The 16,575-nt window shown below is 41.9% G+C and carries 16 protein-coding genes; 13 read left to right on the top strand and 3 right to left on the bottom strand.

Annotated features, from left to right (window positions below):
* Positions 1 to 59: 59 nt before the first annotated feature.
* Both A1232T_RS07795 and A1232T_RS07790 read right to left on the bottom strand, forming a co-directional pair.
* Positions 60 to 959, bottom strand: a complete 900-nt coding sequence (locus tag A1232T_RS07795; RefSeq protein WP_077448893.1) for a UDP-2,3-diacylglucosamine diphosphatase — start codon at positions 957 to 959, stop codon at positions 60 to 62.
* Positions 960 to 996: 37 nt separating this feature from the next.
* On the bottom strand, positions 997 to 1,509 hold the full coding sequence (locus tag A1232T_RS07790) for a peptidylprolyl isomerase (RefSeq protein WP_077448927.1): 513 nt from the start codon (positions 1,507 to 1,509) through the stop codon (positions 997 to 999).
* A 465-nt stretch (positions 1,510 to 1,974) separates the two neighbouring features.
* On the opposite strand from A1232T_RS07790, the gene A1232T_RS07785 reads away from it, so the two are divergent.
* A complete protein-coding gene (locus tag A1232T_RS07785; protein WP_077448892.1) occupies positions 1,975 to 3,738 on the top strand; it encodes a glutamine--tRNA ligase/YqeY domain fusion protein in 1,764 nt (587 codons plus the stop codon).
* Between the two features lie 108 nt (positions 3,739 to 3,846).
* Here A1232T_RS07785 and A1232T_RS07780 read toward each other — a convergent pair whose 3' ends face one another.
* Entirely contained in the window at positions 3,847 to 5,478 is a 1,632-nt protein-coding gene (locus tag A1232T_RS07780) for an aminotransferase class I/II-fold pyridoxal phosphate-dependent enzyme (RefSeq protein WP_077448891.1), read from the bottom strand.
* 516 nt (positions 5,479 to 5,994) lie between these two features.
* On the opposite strand from A1232T_RS07780, the gene msrB reads away from it, so the two are divergent.
* The 12 genes from msrB to lptB all read left to right on the top strand — a co-directional run bounded on the left by msrB (position 5,995) and on the right by lptB (position 16,560).
* A complete protein-coding gene (msrB, locus tag A1232T_RS07775; protein ID WP_077448890.1) occupies positions 5,995 to 6,417 on the top strand; it encodes a peptide-methionine (R)-S-oxide reductase MsrB in 423 nt (140 codons plus the stop codon).
* A 125-nt stretch (positions 6,418 to 6,542) separates the two neighbouring features.
* A complete protein-coding gene (locus tag A1232T_RS07770; RefSeq protein WP_077448889.1) occupies positions 6,543 to 7,022 on the top strand; it encodes a glutathione peroxidase in 480 nt (159 codons plus the stop codon).
* A gap of 152 nt (positions 7,023 to 7,174) precedes the next feature.
* On the top strand, positions 7,175 to 7,771 hold the full coding sequence (locus A1232T_RS07765; RefSeq protein ID WP_077448888.1) for a 6-pyruvoyl trahydropterin synthase family protein: 597 nt from the start codon (positions 7,175 to 7,177) through the stop codon (positions 7,769 to 7,771).
* 85 nt (positions 7,772 to 7,856) lie between these two features.
* Entirely contained in the window at positions 7,857 to 8,339 is a 483-nt protein-coding gene (gene tsaE / locus A1232T_RS07760) for a tRNA (adenosine(37)-N6)-threonylcarbamoyltransferase complex ATPase subunit type 1 TsaE (protein ID WP_077448926.1), read from the top strand.
* Positions 8,340 to 8,459: 120 nt separating this feature from the next.
* Positions 8,460 to 10,391, top strand: a complete 1,932-nt coding sequence (mutL, locus tag A1232T_RS07755; protein WP_077448887.1) for a DNA mismatch repair endonuclease MutL — start codon at positions 8,460 to 8,462, stop codon at positions 10,389 to 10,391.
* A 70-nt stretch (positions 10,392 to 10,461) separates the two neighbouring features.
* The gene (gene miaA, locus A1232T_RS07750) at positions 10,462 to 11,637 is read left to right on the top strand and encodes a tRNA (adenosine(37)-N6)-dimethylallyltransferase MiaA (RefSeq protein WP_077448886.1); all 1,176 of its coding nucleotides are present in this window, start codon (positions 10,462 to 10,464) and stop codon (positions 11,635 to 11,637) included.
* 244 nt (positions 11,638 to 11,881) lie between these two features.
* Positions 11,882 to 12,481 (top strand): RNA chaperone Hfq, encoded by a 600-nt coding sequence (gene hfq / locus A1232T_RS07745; RefSeq protein ID WP_077448885.1) that lies wholly within the window; start codon positions 11,882 to 11,884, stop codon positions 12,479 to 12,481.
* Positions 12,482 to 12,741: 260 nt separating this feature from the next.
* Positions 12,742 to 13,740, top strand: a complete 999-nt coding sequence (locus A1232T_RS07740) for a KpsF/GutQ family sugar-phosphate isomerase (RefSeq protein WP_077448884.1) — start codon at positions 12,742 to 12,744, stop codon at positions 13,738 to 13,740.
* 86 nt (positions 13,741 to 13,826) lie between these two features.
* Positions 13,827 to 14,354 (top strand): KdsC family phosphatase, encoded by a 528-nt coding sequence (locus A1232T_RS07735; protein ID WP_077448883.1) that lies wholly within the window; start codon positions 13,827 to 13,829, stop codon positions 14,352 to 14,354.
* A gap of 70 nt (positions 14,355 to 14,424) precedes the next feature.
* Positions 14,425 to 15,012, top strand: a complete 588-nt coding sequence (gene lptC, locus A1232T_RS07730; RefSeq protein ID WP_077448882.1) for an LPS export ABC transporter periplasmic protein LptC — start codon at positions 14,425 to 14,427, stop codon at positions 15,010 to 15,012.
* 183 nt (positions 15,013 to 15,195) lie between these two features.
* The gene (gene lptA, locus A1232T_RS07725; RefSeq protein WP_244152416.1) at positions 15,196 to 15,720 is read left to right on the top strand and encodes a lipopolysaccharide transport periplasmic protein LptA; all 525 of its coding nucleotides are present in this window, start codon (positions 15,196 to 15,198) and stop codon (positions 15,718 to 15,720) included.
* Positions 15,721 to 15,789: 69 nt separating this feature from the next.
* Positions 15,790 to 16,560, top strand: a complete 771-nt coding sequence (gene lptB / locus A1232T_RS07720; RefSeq protein ID WP_077448924.1) for an LPS export ABC transporter ATP-binding protein — start codon at positions 15,790 to 15,792, stop codon at positions 16,558 to 16,560.
* Positions 16,561 to 16,575 lie beyond the last annotated feature (15 nt).

Raw genomic sequence — 16,575 nt, 5'->3', positions numbered from 1 at the left:
TTGGAAGTCATGAATAAGCCTTTGGCTAAGTCAGTTTGAGTTTAAACTCTTTGTTGGGTTTAAATTATAAATTTGACCAGCTGAAGGCTTTCTTTTTGCTCTAAGCTTGTGCTGTTTGCAGTGTTTGTACTTTGTTCAGGAAGGCAGCTTAAAGCAATAACAGCTTCAGCTTGTTGATACGAGCTGTCAGGATTGATCACACGCCAATCACCTAAAACATAACGGAGCTTGGTTTTGTTAGCGTCTTGATCTGTTACAATCTCATGGACAGCAGGGCGGTGGGTATGACCATGCAATAAGGCATCTACAGGCTTTAAGGCTTTAAGCACAGCGCCTGCATTAACATCCATAATCGACATGGATTTATTGGTTTTATCTAGAGCACTTTTTTGACGAATTTTTTGTGCTAAAGCGATTCTTTTATGTAGGGGCCTTTTTAGGAGCATCCATTTGGTAAGAGGATTACGGATTATGGCCCGAAATCTCTGATAAGACTTGTCATCGGTGCATAAAGCATCACCGTGCTCAAAGCGGAAAACTTTATCGCCGATGGTCACCAAAGAAGGCTCAGTAATCAGCTGACCTTGGAATAAATCACAGAAGCTTTGACCAATCAAAAAGTCGCGATTACCATGCATCACTTTTATTTGGCAGCCTTGGGTGCTGAGCTGTGTCAGCTTGTTAATAATAGGGGTGAGCCAGTGTCGTTTGGTTTCAATAGTCGATAAACTTAGATAAAAATCATCTCCAACCCAAGCATCAAACCAATCGCCAAGAATGTAAAGCTCATTTAAATTTGGTAAAACGATTAAATCATCAAGGAAGGCTAAAAAAGCCTGCACTAAGGCAGGCTCATCCGCTGATAAATGCAAGTCACTGATGACCACTCGGCGAATGTCATAAGGCCGAGTGGTTATCAGGTAGCTGTAATCAATCACAGCAAAGTCATCTATTACCATAGTATAATGAGTAACTGATAATTAGCGGTAAGCTAAATTATTCAGAAACCATAACTGCAGATTCGATGATAACTGGCTCTTTTGGCACATCAGCATGCATACCGTAACGACCGGTTGGAACACCTTCAATTTTCTTAACTACGTCCATACCGCTGGTTACTTTACCAAATACAGTGTAGCCCCAACCTTGCATGTTTTTGCCAGAATGGTTTAAGAAAGCGTTGTTTTTTACGTTGATGAAGAACTGGCTAGTGGCTGAATGTGGATCTTGAGTACGTGCCATAGCAATGGTGCCTTCTTCGTTCTTCAGGCCATTGTCTGCTTCGTTCTCGATAGGTGCGTTGGTGTTTTTCTCATCCATGTTAGCGTCCATACCACCGCCTTGTACCATGAAGTCTGGGATAACGCGATGGAAGATAGTGCCATCATAATGACCAGATTTTACGTAAGACACGAAGTTTTCTACGGTCTTAGGTGCTTTTTCAGCATTTAATTCGATAACAACTTCACCCATTGAAGTATTTAACTGAACTACAGGCATATCACTCATTTTTGTTTCCTTAACATTAGATGTAACATTGGTGTTGGTATTGGTGCCAGTATTATTGTTTTGGGTTGTATTGGTATTGGTACAGCCCATTAAAAAAAGAGGCATCATTAAAGTGCCAAAACCTAAAGTTTTAAGTGCATTCACAGGATGTCCTTGAGGGCTTTTATTGGACTGATGGCCAAACAAACCCAAGCTGTATTCATTATTAGTTTGATAAGAGGTAAAGATATTAACCCAGGTCAGGCCTTCGTTAATTTATTTCTGCTTTATGCAGATAACCCCTTGTTTAAAAGACGTATTAACTCTATATAGAATGAATACTCTTAAATTCAAAGGGGTAGTCTAACCTCTTTTTTTTAGGTTGTCATGTGTCTAGCTGTTACAGGGTTTGGTAAACCTGATAGAATGGGGCAAATTTTTACAAACTTATAGTAATATCCAGGTTTTTATAGGAGAAGTAATTCGATGAGCACTGAAAATAATAAAGCGAATGCCTCAGCTGAGCTCAAAGAGGATCAAAAAAACGATTTTATTCGTCATATCATCCGTGAAGATGTTGCCAATGATAAGTATCAGCAGATTATCACTCGTTTCCCGCCAGAGCCAAATGGCTACTTGCATTTGGGTCACGTGAAGTCTATTTGCCTAAACTTTGGTGTGGCCAAAGAGTTTGAAGGTATTTGTAACTTACGCTTTGATGACACCAACCCAACTGCTGAAAAACAAGATTATATCGATAACATCAAAAGAGATGTGACTTGGCTTGGCTTTGAGTGGGCGAACAAGCCTTACTATGCTTCTGATTATTTTGATCAGTTACATGAGTGGGCCATTAAGCTAATTAAGCAAGGCGACGCTTATGTGGACTTGCAAACGCCAGAACAGATTCGTGAAACCCGAGGGTCATTTAATGAGCCAGGTAAGCCCTCTCCTCAGCGTGATGCCAGTGTAGAAGAAAACTTACAACGTTTTGACGACATGAAAAACGGTAAGTACGCTGAAGGTGAAGCTGTTTTACGTGCAAAAATTGATATGGCTAGCCCAAATATGAACATGCGGGATCCGGTGATCTACCGTGTTATGCATCAGTCACATCACCAAACGGGTGATAAGTGGTGTATCTATCCCATGTATGACTTTGCTCATCCTTTATCAGATGCCATTGAAGGGATTACTCACTCAATTTGTACCTTAGAGTTTGAAGATCACCGTCCGTTTTATGATTGGGCTGTTGAAAAAGTTGGGGTTGAAGGCGGAATTAAATATCCTCCACATCAGTACGAATTTAGCCGTCTAAACGTTGACCATACCATGACCAGTAAGCGTAAGCTTAAGCAGTTGGTTGATGAAGGTATCGTAACCGGTTGGGATGATCCGCGTATGCCGACTATTGCAGGTATGCGTCGTCGTGGTTATACCCCTGAAGGTCTGCGTGACTTCTGTGAGCGTGTGGGTGTGACTAAGTCAGACAGCGTTGTAGACTTCCGTTTGCTTGAATTTAGTATCCGTCAATCACTTGAGAACACAACGGCACGTGGCATGGCTGTGCTAAAACCTCTTAAAGTGACCATCACGAACTTTGATGAAGCGCTGAGTGAGTGGGAAAGCTTAAAAGATGATGGCGTGAATGCCCGCTGGGATGAGGCTGAAAAAACCTTATGGATTAATCAGCCTAAGCACCCTAACGTTGATATGGGCGAGCGTGAAATTCCATTTACTGAAACCATTTATATCGATCAAGGCGATTATGAACTTGAGCCACCAAAAGGCTACAAGCGTCTGTCTCCTGAAAAGCCAGAAATCCGCTTACGTAACACCTATGTATTGGCAGTGACTGAGCATGTGCTAGATGAAGCAGGGAATGTGGTTGAGTTAAAAGCCACTATCGATAAGACCACTTTGGGTAAAAACCCAGAAGACCGCAAGGTTAAAGGAGTCATTCACTGGGTGTCTGCAACCAAAGGCGTACCAGCTACTGTGCGTTTATATGAGCATTTATTCTCAGCAGAAAACCCAAGTGCCGTGCCAGATCTTCATGATGCCTTAAACCCGAACTCATTAACTGTTCTTGAAGCGGTAGTAGAGCCATCACTGGCCAATGCTGAAGCGGGCAATCGCTTCCAGTTTGAGCGTGAAGGTTACTTTGTGGCAGATTCAGAAGAACACACGGCGGATAAACCGGTATTTAACCAAATTGTTAGCTTACGAGATAACTATAAGCCGCAGTAGTATTCAGCTAAAGTTTTAAGCAACAAAAAAAAGAGGGGCTAAATTAGCCCCTCTTTTTTTTATGATTAGTTTTTTTATAGGTCGGTTTCTTTATAGATTAGTTTACAGTTAAGCGGTTTTTTCTTGCTTAGACTCAACCAAATGCTCAGTACCAAATTCTTTACGTTTACCGGCAAAGAATCTATCTAATCTGTCCATAGCATCTTCTAAGTCAAATAAGTTAGGTAGGAAGACCACACGGAAATGATCAGGTGCGTCCCAGTTAAACCCAGTCCCTTGGACCATTAGTACTTTTTCTTCAATTAATAAGTCCATCATAAACTGCATATCATCTTCGATAGGATAGATGGTGCGGTCTAGTTTAGGGAAACAGTAAAAGGCCCCTTGTGGTAGTGTGCAAGAAATACCTGGGATGGCATTTAGACGCTCAACTGCCAATTGACGCTGCTTATACAAGCGACCAGATTCAGCGGTTAAGTCCTGCATGCTTTGATAGCCACCCACTGCCGTTTGAATGGCATGTTGAGCGGGCACGTTGGCACACAGTCGCATTGAGGCGAGCATATCTAAGCCTTCGATGAAGTCGCTGGCATGCTCTTTATTACCTGATAGCATTAACCAACCTGCACGGAAGCCGGCAATACGGTGTGACTTAGACAGACCGTTGTAAGTTAGAATTAAAACGTCTTGGGCCAGTGTACACATTGGCGTATGAACTGCGTCATCATATAAAATACGGTCGTAAATCTCATCTGCCATGATTACCAAGTTGTATTCACGTGCCAGTTCAAGAATCTCTAGTAACACTTCATTGGAATAAAGCGCACCTGTGGGGTTATTTGGGTTAATGACTACAATACCGCGAGTTTTATCGGTAATCTTCGAGCGAATGTCTTCAATATCTGGCTGCCAGTTTTGATCTTCATTACAGCGATAATGAACTGCGGTACCGCCTGCTAAATTAGCCGCTGCAGTCCATAAAGGATAATCTGGCATTGGGATAAGCACTTCATCGCCATCATTCATCAGAGCCTGCATGGTCATGACAATAAGCTCTGACACCCCATTACCTAGATAGACATCACGCACATCGACCGCAGATAGCAAGCCTTTTGATTGATAATACTGCAGCACCGCTTTACGGGCTGAGAAGATACCTTGCGAGTCTGAATAACCGGTTGCGTTATGCAGATTTAGCGCCACATCTTGTAAGATTTCATGAGGCGCATCTAGATTAAAGGGAGCAGGGTTGCCCACGTTTAGCTTCAAAATTCTTTGACCTTGAGCTTCCATCTGCATCGCTGTCTTTAATAAAGGACCACGGATGTCGTAGCAGACGTTTTGTAGTTTGTCAGATTTTTTTAAAGGTTGGCGAGCGGGGGTAGGGGCTGTATTGGTCATGGTACGGTTACTCGTGCTTTGATTAGAAGACTGGGAATTGGTAGAAACTTGAGTTTCAGCGGCTAAAGAATCGGAATAATCAGCTGAATTAGAAGGGCTGTCTGGCAGTTCACCACGCAGTAAATAGCCTTCAGAGCAGCCTAAAATAGTTGCCAGAGCGGGAAGCTTTGAGGAGACAATGCCGTTTATGCCCCGTTCCCAATTTGATATGGCGCCACGGCTAACTTTTGAGCCAGCGTCTGTCATGGCAGTGGCCAGCTGCTCTGCAGTTAATCCTTTGGCTTTACGCAGCTTACTAAGCCTCTCTCCTTGAGCTTTGTATTCAGATTGCTCACTCATAGCGACTACTCTCTAAGTATTAAAAGGGTCATGATTATTATTGCTAAGCTAGTAAAATAAACCTTATTAGCTAATGCAAGATATTATTGCATTCCTATTTGTTTATCAATAGTCTAAATGCAAGTAAATCTTGCATTAGAGTTGACTGTATTATTATTGTCTTACAGTTATAGCATAGTTTTTTATAAAAACATCAATAAAATAAAAGGCTTAACACTGAGAGTGGGCGTTTAAAACAAACCAATGGGTCTGTTTTTATTATTATGTAACTAATCGTAAAGTTAGCCGGTAAAAATAGGTGTTTTGGCGGCTGAATGCTTGAAGCAGAAGCTTTTAGCCTCATTAATTAACTTAGCTTCTTTAAATTCATAATATTTCAATTCATAACATAGTTACACTAGTACTAGAGCCAAAAAATAATCAATACTTTAGAGGCAAAGTCTTAAAGTAGATGAATCGAAGGACATTATAAGACGCACATTATAAATAGATGACTACGATAAATAAGGAACCGTTATGCAAGATTCACAGTTAACCAAAGAAGAGATAGCCCAATTAACAGAAGCCGATTGGCGTGAGCGTTTAACTGACTCAGAGTATTTTGTGCTACGTGAGAAAGGGACTGAGCGTCCTTTTACGGGCATTCATAATGATATGAGTGAGCAGGGTATCTACCGCTGCAAAGGATGTGGCGCCAAGCTATTTGACTCAAACAATAAGTTTGATGCCGGCTGTGGTTGGCCAAGTTTCGATGCCACTATTGACGAGTTAGCAATTGATGAGCACTTAGATACTTCTCATGGAATGCGCCGAGTTGAAGTAACTTGTAGTAACTGTGGCGGGCATTTAGGTCATGTGTTCCCAGATGGGCCAAGAGAGACCACAGGCCTTAGATACTGTATTAACTCTGTGGCGATAGATTTAGAGCCAAAAGCTTAAATTTACTTCTGTAAATGCTATGCTCAATAAGTACTAGTGGAATAAATACCAGTTCAATAATTACCAGCTCAAGAAAATAAATCAGTGGCGCTTATATAAAAGCAGTTCACATCAAGGAAGAGAGTATGACGAACATTTATGAATTTAATGCCAAAGATTTAAATGGCAATGTAGTAGACTTTGCTCAATTTAAAGACAAGGTCTTGTTAATCGTTAATACGGCCAGTAAATGTGGGTTCACCCCTCAGTTTGAAGGCTTAGAGAAGTTGTATCAAAGTTATAAGGATCAAGGACTGGTTGTTATTGGCTTTCCTTGTAATCAGTTTGGCAGTCAAGACCCTGGCAGTAATGAAGAAATCGGGGAGTTTTGTCAGAAGAATTACGGGGTTAGCTTCTTAATGATGCAAAAGATAGAGGTTAATGGCGACAATGAGCATCCGTTATATACTTGGCTGAAAAAACAAGAAGGTGGTTTTTTGACGGATGGTATCAAGTGGAATTTTACTAAGTTTTTGGTGAATCGTCAGGGTGAGGTGGTTGATCGTTATGCGCCTACCACTAAACCTGGAGCTATCGAATCCGAGATCGTTAAGCTTCTAGGCTAGTTTTTAACTGGTCATCAAAGATTTATAAAATTAGCTTAAATAATGGGTAACACTAAAAAGTGTTATCCATTTTGTTTTCTAGCTAAAGTGTTAAACTATCGATTATTCCTAGACAATCCAAATTCAAATAAAAGTTTTAGTGAGAAAAAATCATGCGAATCCGTAAGCTGTTCAAGTTTGAAAACGCTCATATTGTGCGTAACTGTAGCTCAGATAGATGCAAGCGCTCTATACATGGGCATAGTTATCAGATTGAGCTTATTTTGCAAGCTGATAGATTAGACAATGGTCAAATGGTCTATGACTTTGGGTTATTAAAATCGTCTATCAAAGACATTATTGATAGCTTCGATCATGCCATTTGTTTTTGGAACAAAGATGATCCTGAATACATTGAGATGTGTAAGAAGTTCAGTGCGCGCTGGATTAGTCTGCCGGTCTCTCCCTCAGCTGAGCAGTTCTCAAGAGTGATTTTCTTTTGGGCTCAAAGCATTTTAGATCAGACCAAAATGGCCAATGGAGAAGCGGGCGTGAGCGTTTACTCTGTTATCGCGCATGAGACGGCAACAGGCTATGCTCAGTGCTTTGCAGAAGACATTACTAATGAGCACATGGGGCTTCTAAAGCTAGAAGATTTTGAATTTAGTGAACAGGTGATGCAAGAGTGGACCGACCCAAAAATGTATCAAAAGCTAATAGCGGGTGAGACTTTTGTAAACCCTGAAGTAACCCTTCAAGTTAAAGCTTAGTGATGACTCAAGTGATAGCTAAATGCTATTAAATCAAATAGATATCGCCTTTAAAAACTTCATTAATAATTATGCGAGGCAGACAATGGCAGGCCAACATAAAGAGATTATCTTAAAGTCTGAAGCCGATACCGAAGCTTTAGCACAGCAACTGGCGAAGGCCAATATTACTGGGAGCGTCTGGCTGTCTGGTGACTTAGGGGCGGGCAAGACTACGTTGACTCGCTATTGGCTAAGAGCCTTGGGTCATCAGGGCTCAGTAAAAAGCCCAACCTATACCTTGGTCGAGCCGTACGAGTTAACTGAGTCTAATAATGAGTTAATACAGCGTGTCTATCACGCGGACTTGTATCGTTTACAAGACCCTGAAGAATTGTCATTTATTGGATTTGAAGAATATCTAGAAGATAATAAAGCCTTGGTTATTATTGAATGGGCCAGTCGAGCTGAGGGTTACTTACCTCAGCCTCAAATGACACTAGATATCACTGTGACAACAGAAGAAAATGAGCAGGTCAGACGAGTTCAGATAAACTATGAGGATGGCATTAACCTTGATATCTTTTGAGCAAAACATGGGTTGAGTAAAGCATAGCTTGAGCAAAACATAGACAAACTTGCTTTGCTACTTATAAAAACCCCTACCTATTTGCCTTTTATTCAATTTCAACCTCATTGATAGCCTATTATGACTTTTCGTAGTAATTCAACGGCATTAACCCAGGAGCACACAGCGTTTGTGGTTAGTGCCAGCAACCGTATCAAAAAACTGCCCCCGCTGTTGGTCAACCAACTTGCCGCGGGTGAGGTAGTGACGCGTCCGGCATCTGTGGTGAAAGAGCTCATTGAAAATGCCATTGATTCTGGTGCCAAGCACATTGATATTCGAATTACTCAAGGGGGTATGGGTATTATCGAGGTGTCTGATGATGGCTGCGGCATTCATCCTGATGACATGATTATGGCGGTGACCCGATTCGCTACAAGTAAAATTGCTGATGTGGCTCACTTACAGGGAATTGCGACCTTAGGATTTCGTGGTGAGGCGCTGGCAGCGACAGCTGCGGTGTCTAGGTTGACGTTGACCAGCTGTAGTGATGACAGTGGGATTGGACGCGAATTGAATGTGGCCGGCATTTTAGAAGACATACCGCAATTATTACCTGTGGTACGCTCTAAAGGAACTACGGTAACGGTTAAGGATTTATATTTTAATGTGCCTGCTCGGCGAGGCAATTTAAAGTCCATTTCTACTGAATACGCTCATATTGAGACGGTGGTGAAGCAGCTGGCTTTGGTTGCCAGTGATATCAGCTTTACGCTATGGCACAATGACAAGCGCAGATTTAACTTTGAATCTATTGCTAGTGCTAATGAAAGTAGTGCTTATAGCGTAAGTGGCTCTGAGGCGATGAAGCCAACAGTCATGCAGTCAGTGCTGGCAAGATTAATGGCCTTAATACCAACCAGCCATGATCAAGCTGAACTGTTTAGTGACAGCAATTTGCAACCAATTAATATTAACTTAGAAGGCTTACTACCACAAAGTGCTTGGCAGCAAGGTGCTGAAGAGCGGCTGGCCATTACAGGCTTTTTGGTCCCCAGTCCAAGAACATTATCGAGCGCGACCTATAAACTGATTTATATTAATGGCAGATTGGTAAAAGATAGACGCATCGCTCAGAGTATTCGAGATACTGCAGCCAACTTACCAGGCATTAATAGTCTAGGCTATGTGTTGTTTTTTAATCTGCCTAAGGCTTGGTTGAACTTAAATGTTCACCCTTCTAAGCAATGTATCAAGATTCAAAACCTAGCCAATGTGATGGCATATCTTGAAGTAGGGGTTCGAGATGGACTTCAGTTGTGGCAAAACCGTCAGCCGGCTAGAGTGGCCGCAGCACCTGAAGCCAGGACACTCTCTGGCTCGAAAGCTACAGGCTATGTAGAGGATAGCTTAGAGGCTAATTTAGAGGATAACTTAGAATATAATTCTCAACTAAAGTCAGCTGCCGCCAACTCTGCTACGATTGCTAATTTTAAAACAGTTCAACAGCCTAGAGCTGATTATCAGCTTGGTGAGGGGCGTAACTTCTTAGGTAGTACATTAGACAATGCAGCAGATAATAAATCGGTTTTTGCTGCAGCCTCTAATGATACGTCACAGAGTTTATTTGTTCAGACTACGACGACTAATATCACAGCTGCTAACACTGCAGACAAAAATGAAGCTACTGCAGTAGTGCCCAGTCAATTGTTGGGCTTGGCTGTATTAGACAAGAATTCTCTATCTCAAACTCTATTAAATGAGCTACAAAGTACCTATCAGGTCGAACCCTCCGCTATCCGTTCACTGCTGCTTATCCAAGAGGGTCAACGTATTTATCTGATGACAGAGCAGGGGTTAAAGTCAGGGTTACAGGACATAAAAGCAGATTTACCTGCTCATTTAGACAGCTTTTGGTTTGAGTCAATGAGCTTGCAGTCGTTACCTGAGCTAAATTCAGTGCTCAGCAGAGTAGGCGAGTTGTCGGAGGCAGACCGTAAGCCACTTATCGCACAGGCCATAACTCAGTTATCGTTTTTACAGTTGGCTGAACTGATGATTGAAAGACTTTAAAACAAAAAAACTATAAAGCTATATAAAACACTAACAATATATTCGTACATTATCCAAAGAGACCGTTATTATGGTTAACCACTCGACAAAATCATCATTAGATAAGAGCCCTTTGCCGAAAAACAGTGTGGTATGTTTGATGGCCCCCACAGCCAGTGGTAAAACCTCTTTGGCTTATGAGCTTTATGAGACAGGGAGGTTTGAGATTATCTCTGTAGATTCAGCTCTAATTTATAAAGATATGAATATCGGTACTGCTAAGCCTACCGAAGAGGAGTTGTTGCAATATCCGCACTATTTGGTAGATATCATTGATCCGACTGACTCTTATAGTGTGGCTAACTTTGTCACTGATGTGGAGCGGCTAATCAAAGAGATTCATGGCCGCAATAAAATCCCACTACTTGTGGGTGGCACCATGATGTACTATATGGCTCTGTTTGATGGGCTATCGGCAGTGCCAGATACTGACCCACAAATCCGTGAACAGGTGGAGCACTGGCGAAAGCAGCAAGGTATTGAAGTGCTGCACCAGTATTTACAACAGGTAGATCCGGTTATTGCTGAGCGCTTGCCACTAGGAGATACTCAAAGGATTACCCGAGCGATTGAAGTATATAAACAAACGGGGAAACCGTTAAGTGAATGGCAAAAATTGCCTAAACAAGCTTTATCTAATAATCCAGAGCAGTATTGGCTAGGATTGGCTGTCATGCCAGATAGAGCTTGGTTACATGAACGCATTGAGCTTCGTTTACAGATTATGTGGCAGCAAGGGTTCTTTGAGGAAGTGACTGCTCTATTACAGCAATATGAGCTATCAGCCGATATGCCTTCGATGCGCTGTGTTGGGTACAGACAAGTGATAGATTATTTGCTTTTAACAAATCATCCAGCGGCGAAGCGACTAATAAATAACAGCGAAACTATTGAAGATAAAGGCTTAGCTGTTAATAACCTTGACGAGGCAACTGCTTGTCAAGATATGAAAAATAAGGCATTATATGCCACAAGACAGCTTGCAAAACGCCAGTACACGTGGCTTAGAAACTTAGTAGCCAGCTTTGATCCCTCAAATGTTGAACCAGCGAATGGTGATCAAGAGAATAGTTCCCTGACCACTCAGCGCCAGTTCTCTCAGACAGATACCTTCAATACGTCTGCCCAACTTGACCGTGGCAACAAAGTGGTTCATGCTTTTGCAACTATTACCGAGGCAAAAGATTATCTAAACGCTAGATTATAGTATTTCTAAAGCTAATAATTAGAAAAAACTTACTTACACATATAACACTCACTGTGAACTAATTTTCTAGTACGGACAGTCAAAAAAATGATATGGTAAAGACAGTATAAATATAAACACTCTCTGTTTGAGAGTAGAGCTAATTTATAACGAAACTTAATGGCTATTTTAAATTGACCGTATTAAGCTAATAACTAATCTGTCATCCATATATAATAAATTAAAAATTTAGGAGACACACCCGATGTCAAAAGGACAAACGTTACAAGACCCGTTTTTAAATTCATTGCGTAAAGACCGCATCCCAGTGTCTATCTTCTTAGTCAATGGCATAAAACTCCAAGGACAAATTGAGTCATTTGATCAGTACGTGGTTTTATTAAAAAATACAGTCAGCCAGATGGTATATAAGCATGCCATCTCAACCGTAGTACCTGCCCGTAACCCACGCAGCAGTGGCGCAACGCCTAGCGGTGGCATTGCTCAGCAGCCCGCTGGATATCAAGGTGGCTTTGGGGCGAATCCTGCTGCCACGTCAGGTTTTGATCGTAGTGCGCCTGGCTTTGAGCCTGGTGGCTTTGCTAATAAGCGCAGTAGCGGCTTTAATCGTGGTGGCTTTGCTGACCGTGGTTTTAATCAAGAAAGAGGCGGCTTTGTACAAGAGCGTGGCTTCGGTGTTGAGCGCGGCTTTGAAGGCGATCGTGGTTTTGATTCTGATAGAACCTTTGGTGCCAATCGTCCACAGCACGGGTTTGGTGAGCGCGGCTTTGAGAAACGTGGCTTTGCTGGCCCATCACAACAAGATGAAGATGATTTAACCAAAAACTTTGGTGATGACGAGTAATCGGCTTATAGTAAAACATAAACTTTCTTCTAGCTTTGTGTTGGATGAAAAGAAATAAAAGCCTGCTAATTAGCAGGCTTTTTTATTACTAAATTATAGATATTAATACACGGAACTTACATCCTAGACTGCTTGTAACACAGGTAATATGCTAAACTTAGTCCCTAATATGGTTTTTGCTAAGCTCTATAAATAAAAGGGCTATAAATAAAATCGTTATTGCTATTTTTCACAAAAATAAAGAAAAGTACTCAGACACTATGAAAACACAGATTGAGCCACCTACCGCTGAACAGTATATTACTTACGCCGTCGATGCGATTCGCACAGAACAAAACGCTCTTGAGCTGTTAATAGAGCAGTTAGATGAGAGATTTGTTCAAGCCTGCGAGCTTATTCGCAATTGTAAAGGGCGAGTGGTGGTAACTGGTATGGGTAAGTCTGGGCATATTGGTCGTAAAATTGCGGCTACTTTTGCTTCAACCGGATCGCCTGCCTTTTTTATGCATCCTGGGGAAGCCGGTCATGGTGATTTGGGCATGCTTGTGCCGGGAGATGTGCTGCTGGCCATCTCTAACTCAGGGGAGTCTGATGAGATTAAGACTTTATTGCCTGTGGTTAAACAGTTATCCATCCCTCTGATTAGTATCAGTCGGGACAAACGAGGCATGTTGCCAAAGTCGGCAGATGTGGCCTTAACTTTAGGTGCCTCTGAAGAAGCTTGTCCTTTAGGTTTAGCTCCCACCTCTAGTACCACAGCAACGTTAGCCCTTGGTGATGCTATTGCGGTTGCTTTGGTTCATGCGCGTCAATTCACCTCAGAAGACTTTGCGTTATCGCATCCGGCAGGGGCTTTAGGTCGCAAGTTATTAATGCGGGTAAGTGATTTAATGCATCAAGCTGAAAAGGATTTACAGTTACCGCTAGTGACTACAGACACCACTTTGTACAATGCACTGTTTGTCATGACCAGTGGTCGTTTGGGTATGGCAGTAATTGTGGATGATAATAATAAAGTGGTGGGTATCTTTACCGATGGCGACTTACGAAGATGCTTAGAGAAAAAAATTGATTTAGAAACGTCCATGTCTGAGATTATGACGCCAAATCCAAAACAGGTTTCAAAGACTATGAGAGCCTCTGATGCCCTTAGTTTAATGAATGAAAAAGCCATTAGTCAGTTATTAATTGTTGATGATGAGCAGCAGTTAGAAGGCGTGATTAGTATCCATGACTTACTACAAGCTGGTGTGAGCTGATAAGTTAACTCACTGATTTTTCAGGTTTTAACCTGGTTGGTACTTTTAAAATAGTTAGCATTATTTAAAATAAATAGAAGGCAATTATGCAAGACTTAATTCAAGCGGCATCGAAAGTTAAATTACTGGTATTAGACGTGGATGGTATTTTATCCAATGGCTATATTATCTATGATGCTAATGGTATAGAAACAAAATGCTTTAACGTAAAAGATGGCATGGGAGTTAAGTCCGTTAAGTTAGCAGGGGTAAAAACGGCCATTATTACAGGCAGAAGTAGTGCCATGGTCAATCAGCGTGCGAAAGAAATGGGCATTGATTACGTCATTCAAGGTCGTGATGATAAGCTTGAAGCTTTAAAGCAGTTGCTTCTTGATTTACCAGTTGAGCTTGAAGAATGTGCTTACATGGGCGATGATTTACCTGATATCAAAGCTTTGCAGTCAGTGGGTTTTTCGGCCACTGTGCCTAACGCTCATCCAGAAGTATTAAGCCGCGTTATGATGGTGACTACACATATTGGTGGAGAGGGCGCAGTACGAGAAGTGTGCGACTTAATTCTAAAGGGTCATGGTAAGTATCAAGACTATATCAGCCAATACGTCCTTGATTAGTGTTTTAATAATCTCCATCTAATAAGGTATTAGGTTAATTGGCCATAATTGGTGAGAATAAAGAGGTGTAATGAATACCCGGTTTCTGTTCGTAATTTCACTATTGATAGCCATGTTTGCGGTTTGGTTTTATAGAAACCAAGGCGATCTAGACACTATTTTAAATATGTCTACCACCAATATTGAATATGAAGCTACTGAAATCTTAGCGGTCCAAACTAATGAGGAAGGGGTGGCGGAATACTCACTGACTGCCGACAACTTAACCCATTATTCAGACCAGAACTTTGATAAATTAGTGGCCATGAAGCTCAACTGGCGCCCCAGTAGCAGTCAAAACGTGATGATTAATGCTGATGAGGCAGTTATGTATCACGAGCAATCAAAAGTTGTGATGACAAATAACGTGCTTTTTTCTAGTCAGTCAGATGCCAATACACAGGCGGCTAAACCGCCTATGAAGTTGGTTGCTTCGGAATTAATTGGAGACTTGGAGCAAAAGAAAGTCTTTAGTGAAAAGCCTATTAAAGTGACCCAAGCAAACAACAGCTTTGAGTCTTCAAGCTTTGTGGCGGATGTGAATAGCGGCGATTATGAATTCTCCAATGTTGCCGTGACTTTTATGCCGCCGGCCCGTAGAGATACTCCTTTATTCTAAAAAAACATTTAAACATTTATTAAATAAGATCTGTTCAGATCTATAGAACCATCGGTTAATTAACAAATTGGTAATTTATAAAACCAAACGTCTAGGAACTAAACTGTGAATAAACGCTCTAATATCAAAGCGCTAATCAACTCAAACCAATATTCAAATACCCTCAAAGTAATGGGCTCATATATGTTAAATTTACCTAGAGTTGCCTTATGTGCTACTGCAGTAATAGCCTCAACAGCCTCTTTTCAGGCCAATGCATTGCCTTCAGACGCCCAGCAGCCTATACGCTTATTGGCGGATAAAGCCACCTATAGTGAGCGGACAGGTGTGACTTCCTATTCAGGGAATGTCACCATCACTCAAGGTACCTTAAAGTTGGCTGCAGATAATATTACCGTGAACTTATCAGATGGTCGTAGTATCCAGTCTGCTATCGCTACCGGTCGTCCCGCTACCATGCAGCAAGTGGTCACTAAAGAAAAAGGACTGGCCAAAGGTCAAGCCAATAAGATTGATTACAATGCACAAAACGGTATTGTGACTTTAACAGGCAATGCTAAATTAACCCAAAATGGGGCTAGCTTTGCGGGTAACGTGATTCGCTATAGCCTAAAAGTGGGTGATGTGGAAGCGACGGCAGGGGGCAGTCAGCGTGTTGAGTTGATCTTCCCACCGAGTCAGTCAAACAGTCGTACAGGAATTAGATAGACCATGAGTAACTCACAGCCAAATCCTGCTGAATCAGAGCAGACTGTACAGCCCACTGCTGCAGAAGTCATGCCTGAGTCGGCCACTACCCAAAGCTTAATCCCTGAAGCCTCGAATACGGCTTTGACCATGCGTAATCTAGCCAAGCGCTATGGCAAACGCTGGGTCGTTAAAGACGTCTCTTTTAGTGTTGAGCCTGGACAAGTAGTGGGTTTGCTTGGACCTAACGGCGCGGGAAAAACCACCAGTTTTTATATGGTGGTTGGCTTGGTAAACATGGATAAAGGTGTGGTAAAGCTTGGCAATCAGGATTTGTCTAAGTATGCCATGCACGAGCGTGCTAGAGCTGGGATTGGTTACTTACCTCAAGAGGCATCTATCTTTCGTAAGCTAACCGTCGAAGACAATATTTTAGCCATTTTAGAAACCAGAAAAGATCTGGATAAAGCCGCGCAAAAGCAAGAATTGGAAAAGCTGATTTCTGACTTTAGCCTAGGTCATGTGCGCCATTCATTAGGAATGAGTGTCTCTGGGGGTGAGCGCCGCCGCTGTGAGATTGCGCGTGCCTTGGCAGCCAACCCCAAGTTTATTTTATTAGATGAGCCATTTGCTGGGGTAGACCCGATATCTGTGAGTGATATTAAAGAAGTTATTATTGCTTTAAAACATCGAGGTATCGGTGTTTTGATCACAGACCATAACGTGCGTGAGACTTTGGCCATTTGTGAGCATGCTTATATCGTCAGTGAAGGTGCTATTATCGCTCACGGTAGCTCAGATGAAGTGTTAAATAACACCTTAGTAAAAGAGGTTTATCTGGGTAAAGACTTCCAAGTTTAGGCTAGCAAACCGTCA

Origin of the sequence: Psychrobacter pasteurii, from assembly GCF_900162815.1 — a bacterium.
Taxonomy (GTDB): Bacteria; Pseudomonadota; Gammaproteobacteria; order Pseudomonadales; family Moraxellaceae; genus Psychrobacter; species Psychrobacter pasteurii.
This window is presented reverse-complemented; position numbering and strand designations above follow the sequence as displayed.